Source organism: Actinacidiphila acididurans, from assembly GCF_016918855.1.
Taxonomy (GTDB): Bacteria; Actinomycetota; Actinomycetes; order Streptomycetales; family Streptomycetaceae; genus Actinacidiphila; species Actinacidiphila acididurans.
The window spans coordinates 305,823-323,164 of the sequence record NZ_JADKYB010000012.1 but is presented as its reverse complement, the minus strand read 5'-3'; the positions used below and the strand labels follow the sequence as shown (position 1 = coordinate 323,164).

The following is a 17,342-nucleotide window of genomic DNA, read 5'->3' as shown; positions in this document are numbered from 1 at the left end:
CGCCGGCGCCGGCGGCCTGCCCTCCCCCCCCGGGCCCGGCCCCCCCCCACCGCGAACCGCCCGGCACACGCGTGACGCACGCCGGGCGCACGCCACCGACAACCGTCCGAGAACCCCCAGGAGGTGACCCGTATGACCGACACCCTCGCCGGTGCGAACGCGGCGACGGCGGAGCAGACCGCCGTAGCGGCGCGACTGGACCATGTGTCGAAGGCGTTCGGCAGGCCGGGCGCCCAGCAGCTCGTGCTGGACGACATCACGCTCGACGTACGGCCGGGCGAGTTCGTGTGCCTGCTGGGGGCCTCGGGCTGCGGCAAGTCCACGCTGCTCAGCCTGGTGGCGGGCCTGGACCGGCCGACCGCCGGGGACATCACCACGCCGGGCGGCCGGCCCGCGCTGATGTTCCAGGAGCACGCCCTGTTCCCGTGGCTGACCGCGGGCCGCAACATCGAACTGGCGCTGCGGCTGCGCGGGGTGCCGCGCGAGCAGCGCCGCCCCGAGGCCGAGCGGCTGCTGGCCCTGGTCCGGCTCGGCGGAGCGTACGGCAAGCGGGTGCACGAGCTGTCCGGCGGCATGCGGCAGCGGGTCGCGCTGGCCCGCGCGCTGGCCCAGGACAGCAGGCTGCTGCTGATGGACGAGCCCTTCGCGGCGCTGGACGCCATCACCCGCGACGTGCTGCACGACGAGCTGACCCGGATCTGGTCCGAGGCCAACGACGAGGCGCCGGCCGGCCCCGGTGGGCAGGACGGCTCGGGCCGCCAGGGCCTGTCGGTGCTGTTCGTGACGCACAACGTGCGGGAGGCGGTCCGGCTGGCCCAGCGCGTGGTGCTGCTGTCCTCCCGGCCGGGGCGGATCAACCGCGAGTGGACCATCGACATCCCCCAGCCGCGCCGCATCGAGGACGCGGCGGTGGCGGACCTGTCCATAGAGATCACCGAAGAGCTGCGGGGGGAGATCCGCCGTCATGGCCAGCACTGACACCGATCCCAAGGACGAAGTGACCGAGGCGACGCCCGCGACGCCGGCGACGCCGCGGGAGGGCGACGCGGCGGGCGGTCCGCAGGCGCCGTCGCTGCGCAAGGCCCCGGCGGCCGGCGACCTGTCCGGCCTGGAGGCCGGCCTGGACGCGCTGGAGAGCGTCACCGTACGGCGCACGCCGCTCGGCCGGACGCTGCTGACCCGGGCGCTGCCGCCGGTGACGGCCGTCGTGCTGGTGCTGGTCGCCTGGCAGATCGCGGTGTGGGCGGGCGCCGACCCGACGAAGCTGCCGAGCCCGCACGCGGTCGGGCAGGCGCTGGCCGACCGGTGGAAGGCCGGCGACCTGTTCTCCATCATCTGGACCAGCGTGGAGCGCGGCCTGCTGGGCTTCGTGGCGGCCCTGGCCATCGGCACCCCGCTGGGCCTGGTGGTGGCCCGGGTGCCGTTCGTGCGCGCAGCGATCGGCCCGATCCTGTCCGGGCTCCAGTCGCTGCCCTCGGTGGCCTGGGTGCCGGCCGCGGTGATCTGGCTGGGCCTGACGGACAAGACCATGTACGCGGTGATCCTGCTGGGCGCGGTGCCCTCGATCGCCAACGGCCTGGTGTCGGGCATCGACCAGGTGCCGCCGCTGTACCTGCGGGCCGGCCGCACCATCGGCGCCACCGGGCTGCGCGGCGCCTGGTACATCCTGCTGCCGGCCGCGCTGCCCGGCTACGTGGCCGGCCTGAAGCAGGGCTGGGCGTTCTCCTGGCGCTCGCTGATGGCCGCCGAGCTGATCGCCTCCTCCCCCGACCTGGGGGTGGGCCTGGGCCGCTACCTGGAGAACATGCGGGAGAGCTCGGACATGGCCGGCGTCTTCCTCGGCATCCTGCTCATCCTGGTCGTCGGCATCGCCATCGACCAGATCGTCTTCAGCCCGCTGGAGCGCTGGGTGCTGCGCAGCCGCGGCCTGTCCGCCAGGAACCAGTGACCCGGTGACCGCCCGCGCCCGCCGCCCCGCCCTGCTGGTGATCGCGCACGGTTCGCGCGATCCCCGGCACGCGCGGACCGTACGGGCGCTCACCCGCCGGGTGGCGCGTGCCCGCCCGGCGCTGCGGGTGGAGACGGCGTTCCTGGACTTCTGCGCGCCCTCGGTGCCGCAGGCCGCGGCCCGGCTCGCGGCCGACGGCGAGGCGGCGGCGGTCGCGCTGCCGCTGCTGCTCACCCGGGCCTTCCACGCGAAGACGGACGTCCCCGCGGTCCTGCGCGAGGCCGAGGCCGGGACCGGGCTGCCGCTGCACGCCGCCGGGGTGCTCGGCCCCTCGCCGCTGCTGACCGTGGCGCTGGAGCGGCGACTGCGACAGGCCGGGGTGGGGCCGGGCGAGCGGGCCGGCACCGGGGTGGTGCTGGCCGCCGCCGGTTCCACCGACCCCGGGGCGCGGGCCGTGATCGAGGCGCTCGCGGCGCAATGGCGGCGGTCCGGGTGGTACGGGGTGGAGCCCGCGTTCGCCTCCGCGTCACCGCCGCGTACGCAGGAGGCGGTCCGCAGGCTGCGCGCCGCCGGTGCCCGACGTGTCGCCGTGGCGCCGTACGTCCTCGCGCCCGGCTTCCTGCCCGACCGGATCGCCGCCGGGGCGCTGGAGGCGGGCGCCGACGTGCTGGCCCCGGTCCTGGGTGCCGCCCCCGAGGTGGCCGCCCTTCTGCTGCGCCGCTACGACGAGGCGTGCGCCGCCATGCCGCTTGGGTCGAACGGCACCAGGATTTTGCCTGCGGGCGACCTGTTTGTTGCCTGAGCACAACCCTTCTGTAGGCTCACCTGTCATCTGGGCGAGCCCGCGGAGGCCCGAGGCGCACAGGACGACAGCGAAGACGGCGGATTCATGACCGAAACGGATCAGACACGTAATCCCGGCAGCTGGGAGGCGCACCAGGCCATACCGACGGTCCCCGAGTACGGGCAGCCGGCGGGGCGGACGGCGCCGGAGGAGGCAGGTCCGGGCAAGGCGCCGGCCGGGGAGACGGGTCCGGGCAAGGTGCCACTGCCGAAGGCGGTGCCCGCCGCGGGGGCGGACACGGCCCGGCCACTGGTCCGCAAGGACCGGCTCGCGGCGCTGGACGGGCTGCGGTTCCTGGCCGCCCTGTCAGTGGTGCTCTTCCACTTCATGGGCCAGACCCCCAACGCGATGAGCGGCATCTGGGGCCGCCCGTACCAGGAGGTGTTCCCGCGGGCGCACGACTGGTTCGCCTTCGGCCGGCTCGGCGTCCAGTTGTTCTTCCTGATCAGCGGGTTCGTGATCTGCATGAGTGCCTGGGGGCGCAGCCCGCGGGACTTCTTCATCTCCCGGGTGACCCGGCTGTACCCGATGTACTGGGTGGCGATCGCGGTGTCGGCCGCGGTGGTCTACCTCACCGACTCCCCCTTCGGCCACCCCAACCCGCGGGTGCTGTTCGCCAACCTGACGATGCTCCAGCGCCCGCTGGGCGTGGACAACTTCGACCCGGTGTACTGGACGCTCTGGCCTGAGCTGTGCTTCTACGTCACCTTCTCGGTGGTGGTCTGGAAGGGCCTGACCTACCGGCGGGTGGTCGTCTTCTGCGGGCTGTGGACGCTCGCGGCGGTGCTCGCCCCCAGCGCGGACCTGCCGCTGCTGACCCTGGTGGTCAATCCGACCTCGGCGCCGTTCTTCATCGCCGGGATGGCGTTCTACCTGATGTACCGCTACCGATCGACGCCCCTGCTGTGGGGCATCGTGCTGATGCAGTGGCTGCTGGCGCTGCACTTCCTGCTCGCGCCGCACGGCGGGTCCAACAACTGGGCGACCTGGGCGCCGTGGCGGCCCTGGCTGGTGCTGGCGATCACGGTGTTCTTCGCTTCGATCGCCGCCATAGCGCTGGGCTGGACCCGGTGGGTGCGCTGGCGCTGGCTGACCACGGCCGGCGCGATGACCTTCCCGCTCTACCTGCTGCACGACGTCACCGGGATGACCGTCGCGCACGCCTACGGGGACCGGGTGAGCCCGGCGCTCCTGGTGACGGTCACGGTGATCGGGCTGGTGGCGCTGTCGTACGTGGTGCACCGGGTCGCCGAGCGTCCGATAGCGCTGGCGATGCGGCGCTGGCTGAACTCCGCGGCCTTCCGTCTGGAACCGCCGCCAGGACGCGGCTGAGCGGGCGGCGGGCGACCGGGGCAGGGGTCGGTGCCTCCGGCGCGGGGGTCCGAAATCTCATATTTACGGGCCTGGCGGCCCACAAATACAAGTCAGCATTTCGGACCCCCACGCCTCCGGCCCCTCCTGCCGTCTCTGACCTCCGGCTCGCCGGCCCTCCTGTCCGTCTCCTCACCTCCGGTTCGTCGGTGTAGGGGCCACGGACTCGGCGGGGGTGGGGTTCTCCCCACCCTCAAGGGGGAGAACACCCGCCCGGAAGTCACCGGCAGGCCGGATGGGTGGGCGATCCCCGCGCCCATAGCGTCGTACGTGGACAGAGCGGCAGGTCAGCCGCCACCCACGACGATCCTTCAAGGGGGCACACCGTGAGTCGCGCACGCGCACACGGCAGCAGGACGGGCATCGCGGCGGCCATGGGCGGCTGGAGCGCCCGCCACCGATGGGCGGCGGTGGGAGGCTGGCTGCTCTTCGTCGTCCTGGTCGTGCTCCTCGGGCAGGCCGCCGGGCGGCACGACGTGGACGAGGACACGTCGATGCCCGGCGAGGTCCGGCAGGCCGCGCTCGTCCAGGACCACGCCGGGCTGCAGGGCCTGGCCGGCGAGATGGTGCTGGTCCAGGTCCGCGGCGGGAGCGGCACCGCCGACGACCCGGCCTTCCGCGCGGCCGTCACCGACGTGATGTCCTCGGTGCGGGCCACCGGCAAGGTCACCGCGGTGCAGTCGCCGTACGCGACCAAGGCGCTGTCGGCGGACCACCGCAGCGCGCTGGTCCGGTTCGACATGCTGGGCGACAAGAAGACCGCGGCGGACAGGGTGCAGCCGGTGCTGGACGCCGTGCAGGCGGCCCAGCAACGCCACTCGGCGCTGCGGATCGAGGAGTTCGGCGACGCCAGTTCCGACAAGACGCTCAACAACGCCTTCGGCAGCGACTTCACCACCGCCGAGTACTCGGCACTGCCGGTGGCGCTGGGCATTCTGCTGATCGCGTTCGGGGCGCTGGTGGCCGCGCTGCTGCCGGTGGTACTGGCGATGACCGCGTTCCTGGCCGCCTCGGGCGTGGTGGCGCTGGTCAGCCACTCGGTGCCGATGAGCGACACCGCCAACTCGGTGATGCTGCTGGTGGGCCTGGCCGTCGGCGTCGACTACTGCCTGTTCTACCTGCGCCGGGAACGCGAGGAGCGGGCGGCCGGGCACGACCCGGCGACCGCGCTGCGGATCGCGGCGGCCACCTCCGGGCGGGCCATCCTGATCTCCGGCATCACCGTGATCGTGGCCATGGCCGGCATGCTCTTCACCGGCATCGGCGACTTCAAGGCGATGGGCGTGGCCACCATGATCGTGGTCGCCATCGCGGTGTTCGGCTCGGTCACGGTGCTGCCGGCGCTGCTGTCGCTGCTCGGCGAGCGGGTGGAGAAGGGCAAGGTGCCGCTGCTGGGGCGGATCGGCCGGGCGCGCGGCCGCCGCGGCACCCCGGCCGGCAGCAGCCGCTTCTGGCGGACCGTGCTGCGGCCGGTGCTGCGCAACCCCAAGGCGGCCACCGTGCTGGCCGGCGGCACCCTCGCGGTGATCGCGCTGCCCGCGTTCGGCATGCACACCGCGAACCTGTCGCTGGACCAGGAACTCGGCCACCATCTGCCGATCATCCAGACCTACGACCGGATCAACGCCGCCTTCCCCGGCGGCCCCGACCCGGCCCATGTGATCGTCAAGGCCGACGCGATCGACGCGCCGGCGGTCCGCAAGGCCATCGCGGACTTCCGTACCGAGGCGGTCGCCTCCGGGGCCAGCCGCGGCCCGGTCACGGTGACCGTGCACGGCCCGCAGAACGAGGCGCAGATCGACGTCCCGCTGGCCGGCGGCACGGACCGCCACGAGGCCGAGGCCGATGTCCGGCTGCTGCGCGACCACGTCCGCCCGGACACGCTCGGCAAGGTGGCCGGGGTGCAGGCGCCGATCACCGGCGAGACCGCGAGTTCGATGGACTTCAACCACAAGATCACCAGCAGTGTGCTGCCGGTCTTCGCCTTCGTGACCGTCTTCGCCTTCCTGCTGATGCTGCTGTCCTTCCGGTCGCTGACCATCGCGCTCACCTCGATCGCGCTGAACCTGCTGTCGGTGGGCGCGGCCTACGGCATCCTGACCGTGGTCTTCCAGCACGGCTGGGGCGCCTCGCTGGTCGGCGCGACCGGCACCGGCGCGGTGGTGGCCTGGCTGCCGCTGTTCCTGTTCGTGATCCTGTTCGGGCTGAGCATGGACTACCACGTGTTCGTGGTCTCCCGGATCCGCGAGGCCCGGATGCGCGGGCTGACCACCAAGGGCGCGATCGAGCACGGCATCACCGGCAGCGCGGGCGTGGTGACGAGCGCCGCGGTGATCATGGTGGCGGTGTTCTCGATCTTCGGCACCCTGTCGATGCAGAGCATGAAGCAGATGGGCGTGGGCCTGGCCTTCGCGGTGCTGATCGACGCGACCGTGATCCGCGGGGTGCTGCTGCCGTCGGTGATGGCGCTGCTCGGCGAGCGCAACTGGTACCTGCCGCGCTGGCTGCGCGGCCTGCCGGACCTCACCCACGACGAGTCGTCGCTGCCGCTGCCCCCGGCCCCCGGCGGCGCCCCGGCCGGTCCGCTCCCGGACCCCGCCCACCGCTTCTGACCTGCGGATTCCCGGACGATCCGGCCTCCAGCGCCCCCGTGCCACCGCGGCTCGGGGGCGCTGTCAGTGCCCCCGGGTACGGTGGAAAACATGACCGTACGGGAGAGCACAGGCGGCGGCACGACCCTTGCCGCCGGTGAGGTCGAGGATCATCTGGAGGAGCACCGGGCCGAGCTGACCGGGTACTGCTACCGGATGCTGGGATCGGTCTTCGAGGCCGAGGACGCGGTGCAGGAGACGCTGGTACGGGCCTGGCGCGCGGCGGACCGGTTCGAGGGCCGGTCCTCGCTGCGTTCGTGGCTGTACCGGATCGCCACCAATGTGTGCCTGGACAGCCTGCGGGCGGGCAGTCGGCGGGCGCGGCCGATGGACCTGTCGCCCGCCTCGCACGCGGACGACGTGCTGCCCGCGATGACACCCGAGTCGCACTGGGTCGAGCCGGTGCCCGACGCCCGGGTGCTGCCGTCCGGCGGCGACCCGGCGGACGTGGTGGTGGCCCGAGAGAGCATCCGGCTGGCGTTCGTCTCCGCGCTCCAGTACCTGCCGCCGAGGCAGCGGGCGGTGCTCATCCTGCGCGAGGTGCTGGCCTGGCGGGCCGCCGAGACCGCGGAGCTGCTGGGCACCACGGTCGCCTCGGTCAACAGCGCCCTGCAGCGGGCCCGCGCCACCCTGTCCCAGGCGTCGGTGACGCTGCCCGGCGAGCAGGACGGGGACGGCGCCGCCCGGCCCGCCACGGACCCGGCGACGGCCCCCGCGATGGACGAGGCCCAGCGGGCCCTGCTGGCCCGGTACGTGGACGCCTTCGAGCGGTACGACATGGAACTGCTGACCAGGCTGCTGCACGAGGACGCGACCTTGTCGATGCCGCCGTATCCGATGTGGCTGCGCGGCCACGCGGACATACGCGGCTGGCTGCTGGGTTCCGGCAAGGCGTGCCGGGGGTCGCGGCTGGTGCCGGTGGCCGCGAGCGGCTCGGCGGCTTTCGGCCAGTACCGGAGCGATCCGGACGGCGGCGGGCACCACGCCTGGGCCCTCCAGGTGCTGGAGATCGAGGGCGGCCGGATCATCGCGCTGAACTCATTCCTGGATACCGCCCGACTCTTCCCCCTCTTCGGGCTCCCACTCGAACTCCCCCGCCAGGCCGGTCAGTTCCAGTAGCTGCCGCAGTTCGGGCGTGGCGCCGCGCAGCCGCACCCGGTTGCCGGTGCGCCGCGCGGCCAGCCGCATGCGGGCCAGGGCCGCGACCACGGCAAGGTCGGTGCCCGGGCGGTCCATGCTGAAGCTGCCGTCCGGATGGTCCACGCACAGGCCGCTGACGTCCACCACCACGACCGGTTCCGTCCGCCTGGGCCGACCGGAGCGGGCCGGATCGTCCTGGCCGGGGGCCGCCGTCACGAGTTTCCTCCTTGTCCCGCTGTCCCGGCCCTCCGTTGGGCCTCCCCGTAGTACGGACCCGCCGTAAGGTCGTAACTCATCGGTGGCAGGGGTACGTATTCGCGGCGAGTTGGCAGGAAACCCGGCGTAAAAGGGGGGCGGGCAGGTGCAAGACTGGCCCTGTCCGAACGACTGGCCGATGACGCGGGCATATGTTCACGGGCACCGTACTGGTGGCGGCGACTTCGAAGGGCGGGGCATGGCGGACGCGGTGTTCACAGAGGACCGGGCGCGGGCCGTGGTGGAGGCCGCCGGGCACCCGGCGGCCGAGTTGCTCTCCTTCGGGGAGAACGCGGTCTTCGCCGACGGCCGGCTGGCGATCAAGGTGGGGCGGGGCGCGGACCTGCTGGACCGGGCGCGGCGCGAGGTGCGGGTGGCGGACTGGCTCGCGAAGCACGACGTGCCCGCCGTGCGGTCCGCCGAGTCCGAAGTTCGTCTGATCGAGGGACACCCGGTCACGTACTGGCAGCGGCTGCCGGAGTCGCTGCGGGCCGCGGAGCCGGCCGACGTGGCGCCGCTGCTGAAGCTGGTGCACGCACTGCCCGAGCCGGACTTCGGGCTGCCGGCCCGGGACCTGCTGGGCGGCGTGGAGCGCTGGCTGCGGGCGGGCGGCAGTGTCATCCACCCGGCGGACGCGGCCTACCTGCGCCGGCGGCGGGACGGCTTCGCCGAGCAGGCCGCCGCCCTGGTCCCGCAGCTGCCGCGCGGGCCGATCCACGGCGACGCCCTGCCGCGCAACGTGCACATAGGCCCGGACGGCCCGGTCCTGGTCGACCTGGAGACCTTCTCCTCCGACCTGCGCGAGCACGACCTGGTCGTCCAGGCGCTCAGCCGGGACCGCTACGGGGTGCCGGCCCTGGACTACGCCGCCTTCACCACGGCCTACGGCTGGGACGTGACCGAGTGGGACGGCTACGAGGTGCTGCGCGGCGCCCGGGAGACCGCGGCCTGCGCCTGGGTGGCCCAGCACGCCCCGGCCAGCCCCTCGGCCCTCGTCGAATTCCGCCGCCGGGTGGCCTCCCTGCGGGCGTCCGACGCGACAGTGCGGTGGTACTCCCTCTGAGGGCTTGCCCGGGCCCGCACGGGTGCGGGGCATGCCCGGTTCCGCCCGCTCGGCCCCGCGCTCAGGCCGCGATGCGCAGCGGCCAGTGCGGGTCGACCGCCGCGTCCGCGCTGCCCTTGCGGCGCAGCCACGCCCCGAAGTCCTCGGCCCAGGCGGCGTACCAGCCCGACTGGGACTCGTGGAGCTCGGCCGGGGCGGCCTGGCCCACCTGGGGGAAGCGCACGGCGATCGCGCGGGCCACCCGCACCGCGGCCAGGGCATCGGCGCCGGCCTCGTGGGCGCCCTCCAGCGTGACCCCGTAGACCTGGCAGGCGGCCTCCAGGGTGCGCTTGCCGCGCCGGTACTTGTCCAGGGCCCTGTCCATCACCAGCGGGTCGATGACGGGCCCGCTGCGGCCGCCCAGGGCGACCAGGGGCGGCAGCGCGTACCGCCGCAACTCCTCGTCGAGCAGGGTCAGGTCGAAGGGCGCGTTGTAGACCACCACCGGCACCTCGGCCGCCCAGTAGCCCCGTATCGCGTCGGCTATCTCGGCCACGACCTCGGGTGCGGGCCGGCCCTCGGCGGCGGCCCGCTCGGTGCTCACGCCGTGAATGGCCGTGGTCTCGGGCGGGATCGGCACGCCGGGATTGGCGAGCCAGCCCCGGTGCCGCACCGGCTCGCCGCCCTTGACCTCGGTGAGCGCGGCGGTGACGATCCGCGCCTGCCGCGGATCGGTGCCGGTGGTCTCCAGATCGAAGCCGACCAGCAGATCCTCGTGCCATGCCATGGCGAGTCCTTCCACCCGATTCCCCCGTGTGCCCTCACATCATTCCGTGCGCCACTGACAATTCGGCCCCAGGGTGATCATCACGGGTGAACCCGACCGCCGGGGTTGACGCCTGGTCAGCCGGGCCCGCCCGGGCCGTCCGGTCAGCGGGGCCGCGCCGGAGCTCAGGACACCGGCCGCCCGTCCGTCCAGATCCCCTCGAACTCCTCGCGGTAGACCTCGTACAGCCCGCTCTCGGCCGGCCGGTCGCCCTCCACCACCCGGCGGGAGCCGCCGCGCAGCACCACCACCGGCACCTCCATGCCGCGGGCCCGGCGCAGGTAGGTCTGCACCACCCCGAGCCCGTCGCCGTTCTCCCCGGCGATCAGGTACGCGGTGAACCGGGGCGTCTCGTCGTACACCTGGATCTCGAAGGCGCCCTGGTCGCGCAGCCGGGCCCGGACCCGGCGCATGTGCATGATGTTCATCTCCACCGAACGGGCCAGCTCGCCCCGGCCCAGGCCCAGTTCGCGCTCGCGGCGGCGCACCGCGCTGCTGGCCGGGTTGAGGAACAGCAGCCGCACCCGGCAGCCGGACTCCGCCAGCCGGACCAGCCGGCGCCCGGAGAAGTTCTGCACCAGCAGGTTGAGGCCGATGCCTATGGCGTCCAGCCGCCGCGCGCCGGAGAACAGGTCCTCCACGGGGAGCTGCCGCTGCAGCCGCACCCGGTCCGGGTAGACGCCGATCACGTCGGAGTAGCGGTCGGCGACCAGCTCCTCCACCGCGTCCACCGGCAGCCGCTGCACGGCCGACCGCGAGGGCCCGGCGCCCAGCAGCTCCAGCACCCGCGCGGAGGCGCGCTCGGCCTGGTCCAGGACCGTACGGGACAGCGCCCGGTTGCGGGAGACCACGTGCCGGGCGACCTCCAGCTCGTCCAGCGCCAGCTCCAGCTCCCGCCGGTCGTCGTAGTACGGCTCGAAGCACGGCCAGTGCTGGACCATCAGCTCGCGCAGCTGCGGCAGCGTCAGGAAGCTGAGGACGTTGTCGTCGGCGGGGTCGAGCAGGTAGCCCTTGCGGCGGCTGACCTCGCGGACGGCGACCGCCCGCTGCACCCACTCGTGCCCGGCCGGGCCGGCCGCGGCGACCACCCACTCCTCGCCGTGCACCGGCTCGTAGATCGGGCGCAGCACCGCGTTCACCACGGCACGCAGCCGCTGCTCGACAAGATTCAGCCAGACGTACGCCCGCCCGGCCCGGGTCGCGCGGGTGCGCACCTCGGCCCAGGCGTCGGGGCCCCAGTCCAGTTCCGCTCCGATCTCCAGCGGCGCGGCGAGGGAGACCGCGCCGGCCGCCGCATCGGCGGCACCCTCGGCGACGTGCCGGTCACCTGGCTCACCACCACCCGGGAGCATCAGACCTCCGGACGTCTCCACGTCACCGCCTCCCACCCCCGTCCACGATCAAGGAAGGGTACTGCGGTGCGCAGGGCGTCGCAGCCCCAACGACCCTACTTGACTACTACAGGACAACCTCATCACCCTTGCGGTCGCTGCCCGTTGTGGCTGTGTCACCCTCGGGTGGAACCGGATGGGAGGATGCTCATCGCCACAGGGGCCGGCACAGGGGTCGGCAACGCGGCAGTCCGGTTACTCGACCGGTACGGGAGTGGAAGAGTCACGACATGCAAGTCTGGCCGGGTCAGCCCTACCCCCTCGGCGCCACCTTCGACGGGGCGGGCACCAACTTCGCGGTGTTCTCCGAGGTGGCGGAACGCATCGAGCTGTGCCTCCTGCACGACGACGGCTCCGAGACGGCGATCGAACTGCGGGAGGCGGACGCCTTCGTCCGGCACGCCTACCTGCCGGGCGTGATGCCGGGCCAGCGCTACGGCTTCCGGGTGCACGGCCCGTACGACCCGGCCCGCGGCCACCGCTGCAACTCGGCGAAGCTGCTGCTGGATCCCTACGCCAAGGCGATGAGCGGCGACATGGACTGGGACGAGGCGGTGTACGGCTACCGCTTCGGCCGGCCCGACTCGCGCAACGACCTGGACTCGGCGCCGCACACCATGGCGTCGGTCGTGGTCAACCCCTACTTCGACTGGGCGGACGACCGCTCGCCGCGGATCGACTACCACAAGACGGTCATCTACGAGGCGCACGTCAAGGGCCTGACGATGACTCACCCCGACCTTCCGGAGGAGATCCGCGGCACCTATGCCGCGCTCGCCCACCCCTCGGTGATCGGCCATCTGGTGGAACTCGGGGTGACCACCCTGGAGCTGATGCCGGTGCACCAGTTCATCCAGGACCACCGCCTGGTGGACGCGGGGCTGGCGAACTACTGGGGCTACAACACGATCGGGTTCTTCGCGCCGCACCACGCGTACTCCTCGCTGGGCGACCGCGGCCAGCAGGTGCTGGAGTTCAAGACCGCGGTACGCGCCCTGCACGCGGCCGGCATCGAGGTGATCCTCGACGTGGTCTACAACCACACCGCCGAGGGCAGCGACCTGGGCCCCACCCTGTCGCTGCGCGGCATCGACAACGCGTCGTACTACCGGCTGGCCGGCGACAAGCGTTACTACATGGACACCACCGGCACCGGTAACTCGCTGCTGATGCGCAGCCCGCACGTACTCCAGATGATCATGGACAGCCTGCGCTACTGGGTGACCGAGATGCACGTGGACGGCTTCCGCTTCGACCTGGCCGCCACCTTGGCCCGGCAGTTCCACGAGGTGGACCGGCTCTCCTCGTTCTTCGACCTGGTGCAGCAGGACCCGGTGGTCAGCCGGGTGAAGCTGATCGCCGAGCCCTGGGACGTGGGCGAGGGCGGCTACCAGGTGGGCAACTTCCCGCCGCTGTGGACGGAGTGGAACGGCAAGTTCCGCGACACCGTGCGGGACCTGTGGCGCGGCGAGAGCGCGACGCTCGCCGAGTTCGGCTCCCGGCTGACCGGCTCCTCCGACCTCTACCAGGACGACGGGCGCCGCCCGCTGGCCTCGATCAACTTCGTCACCTGCCACGACGGCTTCACGCTGCGCGACCTGGTGTCGTACAACGACAAGCACAACGAGGCGAACGGCGAGGACAACCGGGACGGCGAGAGCTTCAACCGGTCCTGGAACTGCGGCGCCGAGGGCGACACCGACGACCCGGCGGTGCGGGCGCTGCGCGGCCGCCAGATGCGCAACTTCATCGCCACCCTGATGGTCTCCCAGGGGGTGCCGATGATCTCGCACGGCGACGAGTTCGGCCGCACCCAGCGGGGCAACAACAACGCCTACTGCCAGGACAACGAGCTGTCCTGGATCCACTGGCCGGACAAGGCCGGCGGCGGCGAACAGGACGCCGAGCAGGACACCGAGGCGCTGCGGCTGCACGAGTTCACGCGCTCCATGGTGTGGCTGCGCCGTGACCACCCGGTCTTCCGGCGCCGCCGGTTCTTCCACGGCCGGCCGGTGGAGGGCACGCACGACGAGCTGTCGGACATCGCCTGGTTCACCCCGGACGGCCGGGAGATGACCCGGACCGACTGGCAGGCCGCGCACGCCCGCTCCCTGGTGGTCTTCCTCAACGGCAACGCGATCTCCGAGCCGGGCGCCCGCGGGGAGCCGGTCACCGACGACTCATTCCTGCTGATGTTCAACGCGGCGCCGACCCCCCAGGAGTTCCTGGTGCCGGTCAACCACGGCAAGGAGTGGCAGCTCGTGGTGGACACCGAACGGGCCGAGGGGGTGGCGCCGGGGACCGGGGAGCGGGTGCAGGCCGGGGACCGGCTGCTGCTCGCCGACCGCAGCATGGTGGTGCTCCAGCGCCCGGCGGACTGAGCCGGGCGGGTCGGCTCCGGTAGCCCACCGGCGCCGACCTGCGCGGTACGGCTGGTGCGGCCGGGTACGACCGGCTGCGCCCGGCGGGCTCCCGCGGCCGATCCGGGGTAGGGAAGACCCCATGACCGCACATTCCGCGTCTCCCGCCGCCACGTACCGGATCCAGGTGCAGCCCGGCTTCACCTTCGCCGACGCCGCGGCGGCGGTGCCGTACCTGGCGCGGCTGGGGGTGAGCCACCTGCACCTGTCGCCGGTGCTGGAGGCGGTGCCGGGCTCCACGCACGGGTACGACGTGGTGGACCACTCCCGGGTGCGGGCGGAGCTGGGCGGCGAGGAGGGGCTGCGCGAGCTGTCCCGTACGGCCGCCGCGCACGGCCTGGGACTGGTGCTGGACGTGGTGCCCAACCACATGGCGGTCCCGGCGCCCGAGCACCTCAACGCGGCCCTGTGGTCGGTGCTGCGGGACGGCCCGGACTCGCCGTTCGCCTCCTGGTTCGACATCGACCGGTCGGTGGCGGACGGCAAGCTGCTGCTGCCGGTGCTCGGCGACCCGCTGCCGGACGTCCTGGACGAGCTGACCGTCGGGCCCGACAAGGCGGCGGGGGGCAAGGTGCTGCGCTACTACGAGCACCGCTTCCCGCTGCGGCCCGGCACCGAGGACCTGCCGCTGCCCGAGCTGATCGCCGCCCAGTGGTACCGGCCGGCGTACTGGCGGGCGGCCCGCACCGAGCTGAACTACCGGCGGTTCTTCACGATCTCCGACCTGATCGCGGTCCGGGTGGAGGACGAGGCGGTGTTCGAGGCGACCCACGGCACGGTGCTGCGGCTGCTGCGCGAGGGCGTGGTCGAGGGCCTGCGGATCGACCACCCGGACGGGCTCGCCGACCCGGCCGGCTACCTGCGGCGGCTGGCCGCGGCGAGCGGCGGGCGCTGGACGGTGGTGGAGAAGATCCTCCAGCGCGACGAGGAGCTGCCGCAGCGGTGGAGCTGCGCCGGGACCACCGGCTACGACGCGCTGGACCGGATCGACGGCCTGTTCACCGACCCGGCCGGGGTCGCGGAACTCGTCTCCGCCTACCAGGACTTCACCGGCGCGCCGGACGACCTCGGCGGCGCGTGGGAGCCGACCGTGCGCCGGGCCGCGGACCGGGTGGCCGAGCACGACCTGGCCGCCGAGGTCGCCCGGCTGGCCCGCGCCGCCCACCGGGCCGCCGCCGCGGTCCCGGACGGGCCGGCGTACCCGCTGGACGAGCTCGCCGGGGCCTTCCGCGCGCTGCTGGTGCGCGTGCCCGTCTACCGCCCGTACGTGCCCGCGGGCGGCCCCGCCGGGCCCGGGGACACGGATCTGCTGGAGCGGGCGGCGCAGGAGGCGGGGGCCGGGGTCGAGGACGCCGGGGCGGTGGACTTCGTGCGCGACCTGGCGCTCGGGCGCGTCCCGGGCGCGGACGCGGCAGATGTGACCGTGCGGTTCGCGCAGGTGGCCTCGGCGCTGCACGCCAAGAGCGTCGAGGACGCGGCCTTCTACCGGTACGTGCCGCTGCTGTCGCTGTGCGAGGTGGGCCGGGACCCGGCGCACCCGGCGACCGGGCCGGAGGAATTCCACGCCTATTGCGCCGCCCTGTCACGGCGGTGGCCGGCCACCGGTACGGCGCTGTCCACGCACGACACCAAGCGCAGCGCCGACCTGCGGCTGCGGCTGGCGGTGCTCTCCGAACTGCCCGGCGCCTGGCGGGACTTCCTCGCGGCCTGTCTCGAGCGGGCGACGGCCGCCGGCCTGCCGCCGGCCCCGGACCGGCACAGCGCGTACACGGTCCTCCAGACGGCGGTGGGCCTGGGCGACCCCGACCCGGCCAGGCTCGTGCCGGCGGCGCTCAAGGCGGCCCGGGAGGCGGGCCTGCGCACCACCTGGACCGAACAGGACCAGGCGTACGAGAAGGCGCTCGCCGACTTCACCGGCGCCGGGCCGTGCGACGCCCTTGCGCCCGGCATCGAGGAGTTCGCGGCGCGGCTGCGCCCGTACGAGACCGCGAACGTACTGGGCGCGGCCCTGCTGCACCTGACGATGCCCGGCGTCCCCGACCTCTACCAGGGCACCGAACTGCCGGTGCGCACCCTGGTGGACCCCGACAACCGCGCGCCCATGGGCGCGCCCGCCGGGGCGCAGGCGCTGCCGCGGCTGCTGGCCGGCGAGGCGCCGCGCTCCCTCGCCGAGACCAAGCTGCGGCTGACGGCGGTGGCGCTGCGACTGCGCCGGGACCACCCGCGGTGGTACGGCCCCGGGGCCGCGTACCGGCCGCTGGCGGCCGAGGGACCGGCGGCCGGGCACTGCGTGGCCTTCGTCCGCGGCGAGGGCGCGCTGACCGCCGTCACGCGGCTCTCGCGCCGGCTGGCGGAAGCCGGCGGGTGGCGGGACAGCGTGCTCCCGCTGCCGCCGGGCCACTGGCGGGACCGCCTGGGAGGTGGTTCGTACGAGGGCCGGGTGCCGCTGGCGGACCTCCTCGGGGAGTCACCGGTGGCGCTGCTCACCCTGGAGCCGGCGCAGGAGTGAGCGCCGGGGCCGCGGGCGTCACTCGAAGGCGCCGTCGCGGGCGGCGACCACCTCGTCCAGCGGTGCGTTCATGACGCCCTCCGTGCCTCCGACCCCGCCGGAACATGATCTATGTCCAAGAGACACTTACAAGCCGGCGGTGACGAGGGGTGCACGTAAAGTACTTCGTTGTCAAGACCATGTCGCCGTAGAATGTGGGTCATGGCGAAGACCACGGCACACGAGGAACGCGAGACCGCCGTGCCTGCCACCGCGGCGGCGCTGGTGGGCCTGCTGAACTCCCGCGACTTCCTGGGCCTCGGCGACCGGCTGGACGGCCCGGAGACGGCCGCGGAGGCGCTGCGCCCCTTCGGCCGGCCGGACGAGCCCGCCCCGGCGGCCCGGCTGGACCTGGTCCGGGCCCTGCGCGGGGACCTGCTGGGCCTGGTCACGGCCGAGGACCCGGAGGACCGGGCCGGCCACTGGGCCGCGTTCACCGGCCGCACCACGTCCATAGCCTTCGCGCAGGACTTCTCCGCGCCCGGCGCGGTGGCGCTGCGCCAGGTCGGCGGCGACCCGGTGGCCGGCGCGATCACCCGCGCGGTCGCCGACCTGGTGGCGGCCGGAAACTGGTCCAGGATCCGGCTGTGCGCCAACCACGAGTGCCGCGAGGCGTTCTACGACACCTCGCGCAGCCGCAACCGGCGCTGGCACTCGTACGAGGTGTGCGGCAACAAGGCGAACGTGGCCGCCTATCGGGCCCGTCACGCCTGACCGCTCCCCCGCCTCCCGACGCTCCCTCGCCCCGGCCCGAACGGCCCGCTCGGCGCCCGGCCGCCGGAACGCGCACCCCATACCCCGCGGACACTCCCGCCACTCATGCATCACGTCACTCGAAAAGGGGTGCACTCCGGCGGCTCGTGGGCATGCATTCCCCATGAAAAGGCGGAGGATTAACCGAGCTTG

13 protein-coding genes are annotated in these 17,342 nt (G+C 73.6%); 10 read left to right on the top strand and 3 right to left on the bottom strand.

Features of this window, described 5'->3' with window-relative positions:
* Positions 1-132: 132 nt before the first annotated feature.
* The 6 genes from ITX44_RS23190 (at position 133) to ITX44_RS23165 (ending at position 7,933) form a co-directional block, all read left to right on the top strand.
* Complete coding sequence (locus ITX44_RS23190; RefSeq protein WP_205359243.1) at positions 133-978, top strand: ABC transporter ATP-binding protein; 846 nt, start codon at positions 133-135, stop codon at positions 976-978.
* Positions 965-1,948, top strand: a complete 984-nt coding sequence (locus tag ITX44_RS23185) for an ABC transporter permease (RefSeq protein ID WP_205359242.1) — start codon at positions 965-967, stop codon at positions 1,946-1,948. The genes ITX44_RS23190 and ITX44_RS23185 overlap by 14 nt, the downstream gene beginning before the upstream one ends.
* Positions 1,949-1,952: 4 nt before the next feature.
* Positions 1,953-2,750: a sirohydrochlorin chelatase gene (locus ITX44_RS23180; RefSeq protein ID WP_205359241.1), complete on the top strand. Its 798-nt coding sequence runs from the start codon at positions 1,953-1,955 to the stop codon at positions 2,748-2,750.
* An 87-nt stretch (positions 2,751-2,837) separates the two neighbouring features.
* Positions 2,838-4,124, top strand: coding sequence for an acyltransferase family protein (locus ITX44_RS23175; RefSeq protein ID WP_205359240.1), 1,287 nt, complete (start codon positions 2,838-2,840; stop codon positions 4,122-4,124).
* A 413-nt stretch (positions 4,125-4,537) separates the two neighbouring features.
* Positions 4,538-6,775 (top strand): MMPL family transporter, encoded by a 2,238-nt coding sequence (locus ITX44_RS23170; protein ID WP_205359269.1) that lies wholly within the window; start codon positions 4,538-4,540, stop codon positions 6,773-6,775.
* Between the two features lie 90 nt (positions 6,776-6,865).
* On the top strand, positions 6,866-7,933 hold the full coding sequence (locus ITX44_RS23165) for a sigma-70 family RNA polymerase sigma factor (RefSeq protein ID WP_205359239.1): 1,068 nt from the start codon (positions 6,866-6,868) through the stop codon (positions 7,931-7,933).
* Here ITX44_RS23165 and ITX44_RS23160 read toward each other — a convergent pair.
* Positions 7,853-8,170: an STAS domain-containing protein gene (locus ITX44_RS23160; RefSeq protein ID WP_307795445.1), complete on the bottom strand. Its 318-nt coding sequence runs from the start codon at positions 8,168-8,170 to the stop codon at positions 7,853-7,855. The genes ITX44_RS23165 and ITX44_RS23160 overlap by 81 nt on opposite strands.
* A gap of 238 nt (positions 8,171-8,408) precedes the next feature.
* On the opposite strand from ITX44_RS23160, the gene ITX44_RS23155 reads away from it, so the two are divergent.
* Complete coding sequence (locus ITX44_RS23155) at positions 8,409-9,272, top strand: aminoglycoside phosphotransferase family protein (protein WP_205359238.1); 864 nt, start codon at positions 8,409-8,411, stop codon at positions 9,270-9,272.
* 61 nt (positions 9,273-9,333) lie between these two features.
* Here the strand turns inward: ITX44_RS23155 and ITX44_RS23150 are convergent, their stop codons facing one another.
* Both ITX44_RS23150 and ITX44_RS23145 read right to left on the bottom strand, forming a co-directional pair.
* A complete protein-coding gene (locus tag ITX44_RS23150; RefSeq protein WP_205359237.1) occupies positions 9,334-10,038 on the bottom strand; it encodes a 3'-5' exonuclease in 705 nt (234 codons plus the stop codon).
* Between the two features lie 164 nt (positions 10,039-10,202).
* Positions 10,203-11,429: an SAV2148 family HEPN domain-containing protein gene (locus tag ITX44_RS23145; RefSeq protein WP_205359267.1), complete on the bottom strand. Its 1,227-nt coding sequence runs from the start codon at positions 11,427-11,429 to the stop codon at positions 10,203-10,205.
* A 269-nt stretch (positions 11,430-11,698) separates the two neighbouring features.
* Here ITX44_RS23145 and glgX point away from each other — a divergent pair, with 269 nt between their 5' ends.
* The 3 genes from glgX (at position 11,699) to ITX44_RS23130 (ending at position 17,150) form a co-directional block, all read left to right on the top strand.
* Entirely contained in the window at positions 11,699-13,849 is a 2,151-nt protein-coding gene (gene glgX, locus ITX44_RS23140) for a glycogen debranching protein GlgX (protein ID WP_205359236.1), read from the top strand.
* A 121-nt stretch (positions 13,850-13,970) separates the two neighbouring features.
* Positions 13,971-16,397, top strand: coding sequence for a malto-oligosyltrehalose synthase (gene treY / locus ITX44_RS23135; RefSeq protein WP_205359235.1), 2,427 nt, complete (start codon positions 13,971-13,973; stop codon positions 16,395-16,397).
* Between the two features lie 201 nt (positions 16,398-16,598).
* Positions 16,599-17,150, top strand: coding sequence for a CGNR zinc finger domain-containing protein (locus tag ITX44_RS23130; protein ID WP_205359234.1), 552 nt, complete (start codon positions 16,599-16,601; stop codon positions 17,148-17,150).
* Positions 17,151-17,342: the final 192 nt, after the last annotated feature.

Excerpts from the sequence above, each read along its gene's own strand:
- ITX44_RS23190 (WP_205359243.1), top strand. The coding sequence starts at position 133 with ATGACCGACACCCTCGCCGGTGCGAACGCGGCGACGGCGGAGCAGACC.
- ITX44_RS23185 (WP_205359242.1), top strand. The coding sequence starts at position 965 with ATGGCCAGCACTGACACCGATCCCAAGGACGAAGTGACCGAGGCGACG.
- ITX44_RS23175 (WP_205359240.1), top strand. The coding sequence starts at position 2,838 with ATGACCGAAACGGATCAGACACGTAATCCCGGCAGCTGGGAGGCGCAC.
- ITX44_RS23170 (WP_205359269.1), top strand. The coding sequence starts at position 4,538 with ATGGGCGGCTGGAGCGCCCGCCACCGATGGGCGGCGGTGGGAGGCTGG.
- ITX44_RS23165 (WP_205359239.1), top strand. The coding sequence starts at position 6,866 with ATGACCGTACGGGAGAGCACAGGCGGCGGCACGACCCTTGCCGCCGGT.
- ITX44_RS23155 (WP_205359238.1), top strand. The coding sequence starts at position 8,409 with ATGGCGGACGCGGTGTTCACAGAGGACCGGGCGCGGGCCGTGGTGGAG.
- ITX44_RS23150 (WP_205359237.1), bottom strand. The coding sequence starts at position 10,038 with ATGGCATGGCACGAGGATCTGCTGGTCGGCTTCGATCTGGAGACCACC.
- ITX44_RS23145 (WP_205359267.1), bottom strand. The coding sequence starts at position 11,429 with ATGCTCCCGGGTGGTGGTGAGCCAGGTGACCGGCACGTCGCCGAGGGT.
- glgX (WP_205359236.1), top strand. The coding sequence starts at position 11,699 with ATGCAAGTCTGGCCGGGTCAGCCCTACCCCCTCGGCGCCACCTTCGAC.
- treY (WP_205359235.1), top strand. The coding sequence starts at position 13,971 with ATGACCGCACATTCCGCGTCTCCCGCCGCCACGTACCGGATCCAGGTG.
- ITX44_RS23130 (WP_205359234.1), top strand. The coding sequence starts at position 16,599 with ATGGCGAAGACCACGGCACACGAGGAACGCGAGACCGCCGTGCCTGCC.